The organism is Pseudomonas sp. 1176_21 (assembly GCF_052850635.1).
On sequence record NZ_VXCV01000004.1, the window covers coordinates 219849 to 233568 of the forward strand.

Here is a 13720-nt window from a genome sequence, read left to right on the forward strand (position 1 = left end):
CGGTACCTCCCTGGCCTGAATGCATTCACTAGCCATGTTGTCTCCAGGCATAAAAAAGCCCGCGTCGGCGGGCGGGGTTCAGTGCTTGTGATTGGCGGTGTTGCCGCCGGTGTCGATGATCTTGCCGGCCCCCAGAATGTCACCGGTCACGCGCAGGCCACCGTTGATGCTCACCTCACCGGTCAGGGCAATGTTGGCGGCGTTCAGGGTGATTGCGTTGTCGGTGACCAGCAGCGAGCTGCCGGCCACCTTGAGGCTGACGGTGCCACCGGGCAGCTCGATGCTGTAGCTGCGGGCCTGCCAGTCGTAGACCAGCGAGCCACCGTCATCGAAGCGCCATACCTCGACGTGCTCGCGGTTGTCGGGTGGCGCGCCGGCATTGCCGTACAGGCCCGGTACGAAGGTACCCTGCGCCGGCTCACCGCTGGGGCTGAGCAGTGCGCCCTGCTCGTTCAGGCTCGGCGCACGCCAGTGGCGGGCCTTGCCTGCCGCGTGGCTGTGCCAGCGCACCCAGGCGCTGGTCCAGCCGGCGCCATCGGAGACCCGTACCCGCGCTGCTGCCAGGTCGATGCCGACCACCCGACATGGAATGACCAACGCCGCCAGCATTCGGTCATGCATGGAGCTGGCGTAACTCATGCCATGTCCTCCGGTGCCTGGTAGCTGTCCTTGTGCGCGGGCCCTGTGTCCGGGCTGAAGGCGAACAGTAGCGAACCGGGTGGCTGGTCTGGCCAGGGCCACTGCAGGTCGCCAAGGTAAACGGGCTGCTGCCATTGCACCCGCCATTCCAGGGTGCCGGGTATTTCGGCAGGTATGGCCGTCTGCGCCTTCACATTGAGGGTCGCCGCGACGAAATCCACGCCCCAGAACTGCTTGTGCAGCACAAGCGTTGATTTCGCCGCCAATGTGGCGGCTTGCAGGGCGGCGTGTTGCTGCTGTGCATCCACCAGGATGCGTGCCTCGAAACGCGCCAGGATGCAAAAGCGTCCATCGCCGGGGTCAACGCTTGCCTCCATAGCGGTGATGGTGTGACACAGTGCCGGTTGCGGAGTGTGCTCGTTGACTGCGCTGAACGCTTCAACCGTCGCGAAATCAGGTACACCCGCCTGGAATGTTGCGGTAATGGCCTGGCTCAATAGCTTGAGTTCGTTCACAAGCCCTCCTTTCGTGTCTTCTTCGGCAAGCCGCCCACTGCGGTTGCAGCGGGCGTTGCGTTCACTGCGGCGACTACGGCTCGAACCAGCCGGTCGGCGCAATCCGGCCCTCGGAGCGCTTGGCTGCCAGCGTGCCGGCATTCTTGAAGTTGAAGGTCTGCGGGTACAGGAACGCCAGCGATACGCCACCGAACACGAAGCTGCGCGAGCCGCTGTTGTCCTTCAGGTCGTAGTTGGTACGTACATCGTGGTTTCCGCTGTCGGGCGAGAAGTACTCGGCGTAGTCACCGGTGGCAGAGGTGCTCATGACGCACCTGGAGTCCATTCGAACGCCGGTAGCCAAGGGTGCGATATACCCGGAGCAGTCCATCAAGGTGCCGACAGGGCCTGGACTTGCACCGGGCGTTTCAGGTCGTAGCAGGTAAATGCCTCTGGACACCACCTCGGTGCCGGTGTCGTAGATGTTGCGCACCTCATGGGTGTCCAGATAGAACGACGCCAGGTAGCAGAAATGTGCGAACCCGGGGGGCGCGGGCAACAAAAATGCGCCGAAGGACAGCGCCCCTATGTTGTTGAGCGTAAGGGTGGTTGCAGTGTTAGCGACGACGGTCGCTACCCGGCCGGACCACTGCCCGCCCTCACTGATGACCAGGCACTGCACACCGGCAAGATTGTTGTCGGCCATCCAGTCGTAGCTTTTTTCAGCGATATCGTGGGTACCCTCGCCGGCCTTGTTCAGCGTGATCACGTTGCCGCTGATACTGCCCACGCGCAGGAACGGCATGGTTTTCACCACGGCACTGGCGTCACCTTCATTGGCACAGGCAAAGGCGGCGTACCAGCTCTCTTTGCAGTTGCTGCGTTCGGCACCGAGACCGGCTGGCGCCACGCTGGCGACCTTGTCAGCCATCGCGAAGGTCGGAACCATGCCCCGTGTGTATTGGCCGCGAAAGCGAAAACCGCCCATCGCAACAAAACTCCTGCTCAGCCTGACCGACGTGGCAGAGCCGTAGATCACCGCGTCGCGCGGCCCCTGGGCCAGGGTTAGGCCGACATTGCCGGCATTCTCGTACAAGCGGGTGTTATCAGACATAGGTTTCTCCGGACATGAAAAAGCCGCTGCAAGCGGCTTTCGATAGTGTTTGCGACGATCATTGCTCCTGGTCGCGCTCACGCAGGTCGCACTGCAGTGGCGCATCCGATGCCAGGGGCGGCACGCCCTGTGCCACACCCAGCCGCTTCGCAGCCCAGCGCTCGTAAAGCCCGATGGCCACGTCGGCGCCCGCCATGGCGGTCAGGCAACCAAAGGCTGCGGCGCTCCAGATCGACAGCCCGCTGGCATACAGCAGCATCACGGTCGATACGCCGCAGACCATGCAGGCCCCGGAGCGCAGCAGCAGTCGCCTGAACAGGCCCCAGCCGCGGGCGCCCTCCTTGTCTGCGCGCCACATCTCGCCAGACAGACCGCCCAGCAATGCCAGGACGATCACCAGCCAGATCGGCATTTCCAGCAACGTCTGTTGCTCGTTTGTCATGCTCGTGCTCCCTTGTTGAACAGCCGATCACTCGGCATTCCAAAAAGCCCGGTCGCCCAGGCTTTTCAGTAATGCGTTGTCGGACCGCCGGCCACTGCTGGTGCGCCGTGCGATCCCGCCTCAAATTGTTCCTCCGACCGCGGCCGCCTGCCCGCCGGATAACTGCTTACGGTGCTTTACGCTGCACACCCGGGTCAGTTGCCAACCCTCTGAACAGTTCAGGCCTGTTCATCGCTGCCTTTGCCACTGCCGGTGTCTGACCGGCTTGAGACAAAGGTTATGCATCAATGCATATGCAGTCAATGCATTTTTGGAAATATTTATGCACGCAGTTTTGCACTAACGCATGAAAGCCTTGCCCTGCTTGCGCTGCAGTGCTGTCTTGAGGGGTAGATTTTTTGCAGGAACCGGCCTTGCCGGTGAAGGATTCGGTGGGATTGCCGCAAATATTTGGTGCGATCATTCGCCGGCAAGGCCGTCCCCTGCAGGCATTTGCAGGCACAAAAAAACCCGCCGAGGCGGGTTTGATGTAGCGTCAGAACCTAGCGGGCGTACATGCCCCACCAGAACACATGCCCGAGGATGCTGATCTGCTCCTCCTGCATCTGCTGGAAGGTGTAGTCCTCGTCCGGGTGCTCGTCGCGGTTGAAGCTGCGCAGGCGGATACCCGTGGGCAGGCGATACAGCTGTTTCACGCGCAACTGGCCATTGTGGTTGATGGCATACAGGTCGCCGTCGACAATGTCGCCGATGCCGCTCTTGCCCGCATTCACCCCCACCGTGGCGCCATCACGCAGCACCGGCAGCATGCTGTTGCCGCGCACCGTCACGCACTTGGCCTGGTCGAACTGCACGCCGTTGTGACGCAGGCTGCGCTTGCCGAAGCGCAGGCTGGCCTTCTCGCTTTCCTCGATGACGAATCGTCCTGATCCTGCTGCCAACTCGACCTCACGAAGAAACGGAATGGACACTTCGTCGTCCTCGACGGGGGTGTCGTCATCCCACAGGCTGATGTCCTGCAGCTGCACGTCGGCGCGCGGCGCGTTCGCCGGGCGGGTATCGCCCAGGTCGGCACGGCCGCGCAACTGATCGGTGCTCACGCCGAAGTACTCGGCGATCTTCGACACATGCTTGTCGGAAGGATCGACGATCTTCTCGCTGAGAATCCGCGACAGGGTGGATTGGGGCACGCCGGTGCGACGGTGAAGCTCCGTGGGGGAGATCCCGTGGCGGTCGAGCAATGCTCTCAAGACGGTAGCTACGTTGCGTTTTTGCATAACGTGCATAGTAACCATCTCGTGCACAAATGCAAATTCAAATATGCATTAACACAATGCCAGGGGCAAAAGGTCGCTGCGCAGCGTTAGGCCCGGCAACGGGGAAAAAATCCCTGTACCATTGCCCGCTGCCTTTGGTCTAAACGACACTGCGAGCCAAGTTTCTGTAATGAGCGATCTTTCCGCACACACCCCGATGATGCAGCAGTACTGGAAGCTGAAGAACCAGCACCCGGACCAGCTGATGTTCTACCGCATGGGCGATTTCTACGAGATCTTCTACGAAGACGCGAAGAAGGCCGCCAAACTGCTGGATATCACCCTGACCGCCCGCGGGCAGTCGGCGGGCCAGTCGATCCCCATGTGCGGTATCCCCTACCACGCCGCCGAAGGCTACCTGGCCAAGCTGGTGAAGCTGGGCGAATCGGTGGTGATCTGCGAGCAGATCGGCGACCCGGCCACCAGCAAGGGCCCGGTGGAACGCCAGGTGGTGCGCATTATCACCCCAGGCACGGTCAGCGACGAAGCCCTGCTCGACGAGCGCCGCGACAACCTGATCGCCGCCGTACTGGGTGACGAACGCCTGTTCGGCCTGGCCGTGCTGGATATCACCAGCGGCAACTTCACCGTGCAGGAGTTCAAGGGCTGGGAAAACCTGCTGGCCGAGCTCGAGCGGGTCAACCCCGTGGAGCTGCTGATCCCCGACGACTGGCCCCAGGGCCTGCCCGCCGAGAAGCGCCGTGGCTCGCGCCGCCGCGCACCATGGGACTTCGACCGTGACTCGGCGCGCAAGAGCCTGTGCCAGCAGTTCGCAACCCAGGACCTCAAGGGCTTCGGCTGCGAGAAGCTGACCCTGGCCATCGGCGCCGCCGGCTGCCTGCTCGCCTACGCCAAGGAAACCCAGCGCACCGCCCTGCCGCACCTGCGCAGCCTCAAGCACGAGCGGCTGGACGACACCGTGGTGCTCGACGGCGCCAGCCGGCGCAACCTGGAGCTGGACGTCAACCTGGCCGGGGGCCGCGACAACACCCTGCAATCGGTGATCGACCGCTGTCAGACCGCCATGGGCAGCCGCCTGCTGACCCGCTGGCTGAACCGGCCGCTGCGTGACCTGAAGGTGCTGCAGGCCCGCCAGAGCTCGATTCGCTGCCTGCTCGACGGCTACCGCTTCGAGAAGCTGCAACCGCAACTGAAGGACATCGGCGATATCGAGCGGATTCTCGCCCGTATCGGCCTGCGCAATGCTCGCCCACGGGACCTGGCGCGCCTGCGCGACGCGCTTGGCGCGCTGCCTGAACTGCAGAACGCCATGGCCGAGCTGGAGGCACCGCACCTGGCGCGCCTGGCGGCCATCGCCGGTACCTACCCGGAACTGGCCGACCTGCTGCAGAAGGCGATCATCGACAACCCGCCTGCGGTGATCCGTGATGGCGGCGTGCTCAAGGTCGGCTATGACGCCGAGCTCGACGACCTGCTGTCGATGAGCGAGAACGCCGGGCAGTTCCTGATCGACCTCGAAGCCCGCGAAAAGGCCCGCACGGGCCTTGCCAACCTCAAGGTCGGCTACAACCGCGTGCATGGCTACTTCATCGAGCTGCCGAGCAAGCAGGCCGAACAGGCGCCGGCCGACTACATCCGCCGCCAGACCCTCAAGGGCGCCGAGCGCTTCATCACCCCAGAGCTCAAGACGTTCGAAGACAAGGCGCTGTCGGCCAAGAGCCGCGCCCTGGCGCGCGAGAAGATGCTCTACGATGCGTTGCTCGAAACCCTGATCGGCCACCTGGCCCCGCTGCAGGACACCGCCGCGGCGCTGGCCGAACTGGATGTGGTCAGCAACCTGGCCGAGCGTGCGCTGAACCTTGACCTCAACTGCCCGACATTCGTCGACGAACCGTGCATGCGCATCAGTCAGGGTCGCCACCCGGTGGTCGAGCAGGTGTTGACCACGCCGTTCGTGGCCAACGACCTGGGCCTGGACGACAACACGCGCATGCTGGTGATCACCGGCCCGAACATGGGTGGTAAGTCCACCTATATGCGCCAGACCGCACTGATCGTGCTGCTGGCGCATATCGGCAGCTTCGTGCCGGCCGCCAGCTGCGAGCTGTCGCTGGTGGACCGCATCTTCACCCGTATCGGTTCCAGCGACGACCTGGCCGGTGGGCGCTCTACCTTCATGGTGGAGATGAGCGAAACCGCCAACATCCTGCACAACGCCACCGAACGCAGCCTGGTGCTGATGGACGAAGTGGGCCGCGGCACCAGTACCTTCGACGGCCTCTCGCTGGCCTGGGCCGCCGCCGAGCGCCTGGCCCAGCTGCGCGCCTACACGCTGTTCGCCACGCACTACTTCGAACTGACCGTGCTGCCCGAAAGCGAGCCGCTGGTGGCCAACGTGCACCTGAACGCTACCGAGCACAACGAACGCATCGTGTTCCTGCACCATGTGCTGCCAGGGCCTGCCAGCCAGAGCTACGGCCTGGCAGTGGCACAACTGGCAGGCGTGCCGGCACCGGTGATCCAGCGAGCCCGCGAGCACCTGGGCCGCCTGGAAACCAACAGCCTGCCCCACGAAACCGCGCCAGCAAGCCCGGGAGCGCCCAGCACGCCGCACCAGAGCGACCTGTTCGCCAGCCTGCCGCATCCGGTGATCGAGAAGATCGGCAAGCTCGACGTGGACAACCTGACGCCACGCCAAGCTATCGAAATGCTCTATACACTAAAGACTCTGTTATAACGCCCCATCGCACAAACTGATAGAATCCCGCGCGGTTCGGCGGGGCAGCGAGTTATTAGCCTGGCTCGCTGCCGACCTACCGAACCGAGCGGCCCTGTCTGGAAGGGAACGCTGCCGTCGCCTGAGGAGAAAATTAGAAATGACCTTCGTCGTCACCGACAACTGCATCAAGTGCAAGTACACCGACTGTGTAGAAGTCTGTCCGGTGGACTGCTTCTACGAAGGCCCGAACTTCCTGGTCATTCACCCGGATGAGTGCATCGACTGTGCACTGTGCGAGCCTGAGTGCCCCGCCGTTGCGATCTTCTCGGAAGATGAAGTGCCGGCCGGCATGGAAAACTTCATCGAGCTCAACGCCGAGCTGGCCGAAATCTGGCCGAACATCACCGAGAAGAAGGATTCGATGCCAGACGCTGCAGAGTGGGATGGCAAGCCGGGCAAGATTGCAGATCTGGAGCGTTGATCGACGCCGGATCAATGAAAAAGGCCCTTCGGGGCCTTTTTTTATGTTCGCTGCAGGGCCGGCCACTTTTTCGCAGGCAAAAAAAAGGGGCGGTATGACCCGCCCACATTTTTTTCCGTAGTCCCTGTATTCCCTATCATCATCCTGATGAATCGCATCCCGCGATGTCCTTGGCGCTCATCCTTGAGAACCTGTGTCAGTCCGTAGACACAGTTCAGATACTATCCCCTGCAGCCGGCAGAGCAACTGGTAAAAGCTCTCAAAAAAAGTCTGGAAGGTGACGCCACCTCACAATAAACTCTTTCAATATCAATTAGTTAGATAAAATACCACGTCAAAACCGACTGGAATTTACACCCGCTTGATGTAAAGGCTTACGGATCTTGTAAGCGATAACCTACAAATCCAATAACAATACGCAACCGGGAAAGGTTGCCGCCCTGGTATCGGTGTTTCTGCGCGTGTCTGAGCGCTTAAGACAGCCACGAACAAAAACGCCTCGACTGGGTCGAGGCGCCTTTTCACAGCCGTCGCAGTTACTGGAACAGCGACTCGCTGGACAGACCGTTCTTCTCCAGGATCTCCCGCAGCCGCTTGAGGCCCTCCACCTGGATCTGACGTACCCGCTCCCGGGTAAGACCAATCTCCAGGCCGACATCCTCCAGGGTGCTGCTCTCATGCCCGCGCAGGCCAAAGCGGCGAATCACCACCTCACGCTGCTTGTCGGTCAGTTCGCTCAGCCACAGGTCGATGCTCTGGGACAGGTCGTCGTCCTGCAACAGCTCGCAGGGGTCGGTCGGACGATCGTCCGTGAGGGTATCGAGCAGGGTCTTGTCCGAGTCCGGGCCCAGTGAAACGTCCACCGAAGACACGCGCTCGTTCAGGCCGAGCATGCGCTTGACCTCGCCTACGGGTTTTTCCAGCAGGTTGGCGATCTCTTCCGGTGACGGCTCGTGATCGAGTTTCTGGGTCAGCTCGCGTGCTGCACGCAGGTAGACGTTCAGTTCCTTGACCACATGGATCGGCAGGCGAATGGTGCGCGTCTGGTTCATGATGGCGCGTTCGATGGTCTGCCGGATCCACCAGGTGGCGTAGGTCGAGAAACGGAACCCACGCTCGGGGTCGAACTTCTCGACTGCGCGAATCAGGCCCAGGTTGCCCTCTTCGATCAGGTCGAGCAGCGATAGCCCGCGGTTGACGTAGCGGCGCGCAATCTTCACCACCAGGCGCAGGTTGCTTTCGATCATGCGTTTGCGCCCGGCAGGGTCGCCACTTTGCGACAGACGCGCAAAATGAACTTCTTCTTCCGGGGAAAGCAGGGGCGAAAAGCCGATTTCGTTGAGGTAGAGCTGAGTTGCATCAAGTGCTCGAGTGTAATCGATGTACTTGTGCTGTTTGAGCGGTGAGCCTTGTTTGGCCCGGGTCCGAACCGGAGATACAGCAGGTTCGTCTGACACCACATCCGTTTCCAAAACGATGCCGGTTTCCATAAGGAGCACCTCATCGTCGATGTCAAACTCCGGCACTTCTTTACTGAGAGCCATTGTTATAGTCCTTTGCTGAGTTCGAACTCAGACTCAAGCGGCGCCTTTATCCTTGGCAACGCTGAGCCTGTCCCCACTACGCGAAGGAACAGGCCGGGTACATGCTTATCAACGACGTGGCAGGAATTGCAACGGATCTACAGGTTTGCCCTGGCGGCGAATCTCGAAGTGAAGCTTCACCCGGTCGGTGCCCGTGGACCCCATTTCGGCAATTGTCTGCCCAACCTTGACCTGCTGTCCCTCCCGAACCAACAGCCTGCGGTTGTGACCGTAGGCACTGACGTAGGTATCGCTGTGCTTGATGATTACCAGTTCACCGTAGCCCCGCAAGCCACTTCCGGCGTACACAACGGAACCATCCGACGCAGCAAAAACAGGCTGTCCCAAATCACCGGCGATATCAATGCCTTTATTCAAACTACCGTTTGAAGCGAATTTTCCAATCAGCACACCGTTGGCCGGCCATGCCCAGCCACCGGCCGAACGCTCCGAAGCCGGCACCTGGACAGGGGTGGTGGCGACGACGGGCGGCGCGCTGGTACCGCCTGGAGACGTGGTTTTTGCCGGTGCCGGGGTACCTGCCGGACGACGGGTGACCGTGGTCTTGCTGGAGGGCGAGGTGGAGGTGACGACCCGCGAGCCGCTGCTGGTAGCCGTGCCGGAGCCGAAGCGGATCGCCTGGCCGGGCCGGATGGTATAAGGCGCCGGGATACCGTTGCGCGCAGCGAGCTCCTTGTAGTCCCAGCCGTAGCGAAAGGCAATCGAGAACAGCGTATCGCCCGGGCGAACCACGTACTGCCCCGTAGTGACCACCGGGCGCTTGGGCGCGGCGCTGTTGCGGTCGACCACCCGCACGCTGCTCGAAGATGAACTGGAACACCCTGAAACCAGGGTTCCCAAGGCGAGTGCAATCACCAGAAGCTTTAAGCTCGATAGACCCATGCGCTGCCGAATGACTGTGTGACTCACCCGCCGCTCCCTTATGTGGTGACCGATGTAGGAATGCAATATTGTTGCAATTATAACCGAGCGCACAGGCAATGCAGATCAACTGCTTGCCAGGTTGTGCGATCGTTCAAGAAACCGCACGCCCCATAGACCCGGCAATGCACCGGGAATTCGACGCCCGCGAAAAAATCGACTCAGCTCAATGTGCCATTGAGCAACGGCACGAAGCGTACGTCGCACAGTTTGCGCCGCGAGAAGCCCTGTTCTTCGCGCACGATCAACAGCAATTGCTGTGTCTCGCCACTGGCGCCCACCGGTATCACCATGCGCCCGCCCGGTGCCAGCTGGTCGAGCAAGGCCTGGGGCACTTCGGGTGCGCCGGCGGTGACGATGATGCCATTGTAGGGGGCCAGTGCCGGCCATCCCTCGAAACCGTCGCCCCAGCGGAACACCTGGTTGCGCAGGTTCAACTCGACCAGCCGTTCCTTGGCGCGGTCCTGCAGGGGTTTGATGCGCTCTACCGAGAACACCCGCTCCACCAGCCTGGACAGCACTGCTGTCTGGTAGCCAGACCCGGTGCCGATCTCCAGCACCTTGTCCAGCGGACCGTCCTCCAGCAGCACCTCGCTCATGTACGCGACCATGAACGGCTGCGAGATGGTCTGGTTGTTGCCGATGGGCAGGGCGGTATCTTCATACGCACGGTGCGACAGCGCCTCGTCGACGAACATGTGCCGCGGGATGTTGCGCAAGGCCTCTAGCACCCGCTGGTCCTTGATGCCTTCCTCGATCAAACGCTGGATCAGCCGTTCACGGGTTCGCTGCGAAGTAAAACCGATACCATGGCGCATCAGATCCTCCGGCTCTCGCATCAGAGCAGCCCCTCCAGCCAACCCTCGAGACGGTCGAAGGCATCGTTGAAGGTGCGGTCAAGCTGTAGCGGGGTGATCGAGACATAGCCCTGCATCACCGCGTGAAAATCGGTACCCGGGCCGCCATCCTCGGCGTCGCCGGCCACCGCGATCCAGTAGCCTTCCTTGCCGCGCGGGTTGACCACCTTGGTCGGCGCCGCCGCACGTGCACGATGCCCCAGGCGTGTCAGCTGGATGCCACGGATGTGCTCCAGCGGCAGGTTGGGAATGTTCACATTGAGTACGGTGCGCGGTGGCAGCTCAAGGCTTTCATGCGCCTCGACCAGCTTGCGCGCGAAATAGGCGGCAGTGGGCAGGTTGTCCGGCAGGCGCGAGAGCAGCGAGAAGGCAAACGAGGTGCCCCCCAGGAATCGACCTTCCAGCGCCGCGGCGACCGTGCCCGAGTACAGCACGTCATCGCCCAGGTTGGCGCCCAGGTTGATACCCGAGACGACCATGTCCGGCGGATGCTCCAGCAGCCCGTTCAGGCCCAGGTGCACGCAATCGGTCGGTGTGCCGTTGAGGCTGATGTAGCCGTTGGCCAGGGTCTGCGGATGCAGCGGGCGGTCGAGCGTCAGCGAACTGCTGGCGCCGCTCTTGTCCTGGTCCGGGGCAATCACCACGCACTCGGCATAATCCGCCAGCGCAGCATGCAGCGCGGCGAGACCGGGTGCGGTGACCCCGTCGTCGTTCGAAATCAGAATACGCATGGGCTGTCCGTCTGCCCTGCCGGCACCAGATCGACGAGTTCGCGCACCACCACGGTGGCGAAGCATCCGGCCGGAAGGACGAATTCCAGTTGCAGGATATCAGGCTCGGGATAATGCCACGTCAAGCCGCCAATGGGCAGCCGCAGAATGCGCCGTTCCTGTTTGAGGTTGGCATTGCCCAGCCATTGGCACAGGGCTGCCTCCTGTTCGGCCACGCGTTGCTCGATCGCACCGCCTGCCCCACTGGTGGCCGGCAGGCCCTCGCCCCACAGCGGCCCGGTAGGGTGCAGGTCGAGTATTGCCAGGCGCGGATCGCTGCACTCGGCCTCGCCCGCCGCGAAAAAGCTGCGGCTGTCGGTGAACGCCAGCAGGTCGCCGACCTGAGCCTGTTGCCAGCTGCCATCGGCAACCCGCTCGGCCAGCACCCGGTTGAACAGGTAGCTGCGTGCGCTGGACAGCAGCCGCGAGCGCACATTGCGCTGCTCGGGCAGGGCCTTGCGCTCGGCCCACTGGCGCGCATCGTGCACGTTGCCGCCCGCAAAGCCGAAGCGCTGGCTGCCGAAGTAGTTGGGCACGCCTTGTATGCGCAATTGCTCGAGGCGCGCGTCCAGGGCCTGGTGATCGGCGCTGAGCGCTGTGAGGCGCAGGGTGAAGCCGTTGGCCGAGTGCGCGCCACGCTGGAGTTTGCGCGAGTGGCGGGTGTGTCTGAGGATGCTCAGGGTTTCGTTTTCAGCCGCGCTCAGGTCAGGGTCGGCCTTGCCCGGCAGGTGCAGGCTGAACCATTGGCGAGTCAGCGCCTGACGGTCCTTGAGGCCGGCATAGCTCACGGTGCGCAGCGGTACGCCGGCGGCGCGGGCCAGGCGGCGGGCGGCCTCCTCGGTATTGAGGTCGCGTTTCTCGACCCACAGCCACAAGTGCTCGCCTTCACCCGACAGGGGAATGTCGAGCACTTCATCGACCTGGAAATCTTCGGCCGTGGCCTTGAGGATGGCGCTGCCCAGCGCCGGCCCGGCTGCCTGCGGGCCGAGCAGTTCGAGTTCGGTCATGCGCGCAGCAACAACGCGACGGCGTGAACGGCGATGCCTTCTTCACGGCCGGTGAAGCCGAGCTTCTCTTCGGTGGTGGCCTTGACGTTGACCTGGTCGAGCTCGACCTGCAGGTCCTGGGCGATCAGGGTACGCATGGTTTCGATGTGCGCGGCCATCCGGGGTGCCTGGGCCACGATGGTGGCGTCGACGTTGCCCACCTTCCAGCCCTTGGCATGGATGATCGACAGGATGTGGCGCAGCAGCACGCGGCTGTCGGCGCCCTTGAACTGCGGGTCGGTATCGGGGAAATGCTTGCCGATGTCACCCAGCGCGGCGGCGCCCAGCAGTGCATCGCTCAGCGCGTGCAGCAGCACATCGCCGTCGGAATGGGCCAGCAGGCCGAACTTGTGCGCAATGCGCACCCCACCCAAGGTGATGAAATCGCCTTCCGCGAAGCGGTGCACATCGTAGCCGTGGCCAATACGCATAAAAAAACGCCCTGATTGAGTCAGGGCGTGATTCTACCTGCTTTGCCGGGGGTTTGGCTTATTTGTAGGACTAGCCCTACGCCCGCCCCAATGCCGCCGCATGGTGGCGCAGGTGGTCATCGATGAAGCTGGCGATGAAGTAGTAGCTGTGGTCGTAGCCAGGCTGCAGGCGCAACGTCAGCGGGTAGCCAGCCGCCTGCGCGGCCTGGGCCAGCACTTCGGGCTTGAGCTGGGTTTGCAGGAAGTCGTCGCGATCGCCCTGGTCGACCAGCAGCGGCAGCGTTTCCTGCGCCTGCGCGATCAGCACGCTGGCATCCCATTCGCGCCAGCGTGAACGCTCCTCGCCCAGGTAGCGACTGAACGCCTTCTGGCCCCAGGGGCAGTCCATCGGGTTGCCGATGGGCGAGAACGCCGACACCGACACATAGCGCCCGGGGTTGCGCAAGGCGCACACCAGCGCGCCGTGCCCACCCATGGAGTGACCGCTGATGCTGCGCGCAGCGGAGGCCGGGAAATGCGCCTCCACCAGTGCCGGCAGCTCATCCACCACATAGTCGTGCATGCGGTAGTGCTCGGCCCACGGCTGTTCGGTGGCATTGAGGTAGAACCCCGCGCCCAGGCCGAAGTCCCAGGCGCCGTCCGGGTCGTCCGGTACCTGTGGCCCGCGCGGGCTGGTGTCCGGCGCCACGATGATCAGGCCGAGCTCGGCGGCAAGCTTGTGCGCGCCGGCCTTCTGCATGAAGTTCTCGTCGGTGCAGGTCAGCCCGCTCAGCCAGTACAGCACCGGCAGCTTGCCGCCCTGCTCCGCCTGCGGCGGCAGGTACACGGCAAACACCATGTCGCACCCCAGCACGCTGGAGCGGTGCCGGTAGCGCTTGTGCCAGCCGCCGAAGCTCTTCTGGCAGGAGATGTTTTCCAGGCTCAT

14 protein-coding genes are annotated in these 13720 nt (G+C 62.9%); 2 read left to right on the plus strand and 12 right to left on the minus strand.

Annotated elements, in window-relative coordinates:
* Positions 1-78 precede the first annotated feature (78 nt).
* From FW760_RS11880 to FW760_RS11900, 5 genes are all read right to left on the minus strand, one after another.
* Positions 79-639 carry a phage baseplate assembly protein V gene (locus FW760_RS11880; protein WP_043864286.1) on the minus strand — a complete coding sequence of 187 codons (561 nt, stop codon included), beginning with the start codon at positions 637-639 and terminating at the stop codon, positions 79-81.
* The gene (locus tag FW760_RS11885) at positions 636-1154 is read right to left on the minus strand and encodes a hypothetical protein (protein ID WP_116053073.1); all 519 of its coding nucleotides are present in this window, start codon (positions 1152-1154) and stop codon (positions 636-638) included. Before FW760_RS11885 ends, FW760_RS11880 begins: the two co-directional genes overlap by 4 nt.
* A gap of 73 nt (positions 1155-1227) precedes the next feature.
* Positions 1228-2229, minus strand: a complete 1002-nt coding sequence (locus FW760_RS11890) for a hypothetical protein (RefSeq protein WP_446443793.1) — start codon at positions 2227-2229, stop codon at positions 1228-1230.
* Between the two features lie 76 nt (positions 2230-2305).
* Entirely contained in the window at positions 2306-2689 is a 384-nt protein-coding gene (locus tag FW760_RS11895; RefSeq protein ID WP_116053069.1) for a phage holin family protein, read from the minus strand.
* A 542-nt stretch (positions 2690-3231) separates the two neighbouring features.
* On the minus strand, positions 3232-3966 hold the full coding sequence (locus tag FW760_RS11900; protein WP_078480062.1) for a LexA family transcriptional regulator: 735 nt from the start codon (positions 3964-3966) through the stop codon (positions 3232-3234).
* A 169-nt stretch (positions 3967-4135) separates the two neighbouring features.
* On the opposite strand from FW760_RS11900, the gene mutS reads away from it, so the two are divergent.
* The gene (gene mutS / locus FW760_RS11905) at positions 4136-6703 is read left to right on the plus strand and encodes a DNA mismatch repair protein MutS (protein WP_054914991.1); all 2568 of its coding nucleotides are present in this window, start codon (positions 4136-4138) and stop codon (positions 6701-6703) included.
* Between the two features lie 139 nt (positions 6704-6842).
* Positions 6843-7166: a ferredoxin FdxA gene (fdxA, locus tag FW760_RS11910; RefSeq protein WP_043863281.1), complete on the plus strand. Its 324-nt coding sequence runs from the start codon at positions 6843-6845 to the stop codon at positions 7164-7166.
* Positions 7167-7702: 536 nt separating this feature from the next.
* On the opposite strand, the gene rpoS is transcribed toward fdxA, so the two are convergent.
* The 7 genes from rpoS to fghA all read right to left on the minus strand — a co-directional run bounded on the left by rpoS (position 7703) and on the right by fghA (position 13720).
* On the minus strand, positions 7703-8710 hold the full coding sequence (rpoS, locus tag FW760_RS11915; RefSeq protein WP_054914992.1) for an RNA polymerase sigma factor RpoS: 1008 nt from the start codon (positions 8708-8710) through the stop codon (positions 7703-7705).
* A 108-nt stretch (positions 8711-8818) separates the two neighbouring features.
* Positions 8819-9679, minus strand: a complete 861-nt coding sequence (locus tag FW760_RS11920; RefSeq protein ID WP_043863279.1) for a peptidoglycan DD-metalloendopeptidase family protein — start codon at positions 9677-9679, stop codon at positions 8819-8821.
* Between the two features lie 173 nt (positions 9680-9852).
* Positions 9853-10530, minus strand: coding sequence for a protein-L-isoaspartate(D-aspartate) O-methyltransferase (locus FW760_RS11925; protein ID WP_162484879.1), 678 nt, complete (start codon positions 10528-10530; stop codon positions 9853-9855).
* Positions 10530-11279, minus strand: coding sequence for a 5'/3'-nucleotidase SurE (gene surE, locus FW760_RS11930; protein ID WP_116053067.1), 750 nt, complete (start codon positions 11277-11279; stop codon positions 10530-10532). The genes FW760_RS11925 and surE overlap by 1 nt, the downstream gene beginning before the upstream one ends.
* A complete protein-coding gene (gene truD, locus FW760_RS11935; RefSeq protein ID WP_043863277.1) occupies positions 11267-12325 on the minus strand; it encodes a tRNA pseudouridine(13) synthase TruD in 1059 nt (352 codons plus the stop codon). The genes surE and truD overlap by 13 nt, the downstream gene beginning before the upstream one ends.
* Positions 12322-12795, minus strand: a complete 474-nt coding sequence (gene ispF / locus FW760_RS11940) for a 2-C-methyl-D-erythritol 2,4-cyclodiphosphate synthase (protein WP_043863276.1) — start codon at positions 12793-12795, stop codon at positions 12322-12324. The genes truD and ispF overlap by 4 nt, the downstream gene beginning before the upstream one ends.
* A 76-nt stretch (positions 12796-12871) precedes the next feature.
* Positions 12872-13720 (minus strand): S-formylglutathione hydrolase, encoded by an 849-nt coding sequence (fghA, locus tag FW760_RS11945; RefSeq protein WP_043863275.1) that lies wholly within the window; start codon positions 13718-13720, stop codon positions 12872-12874.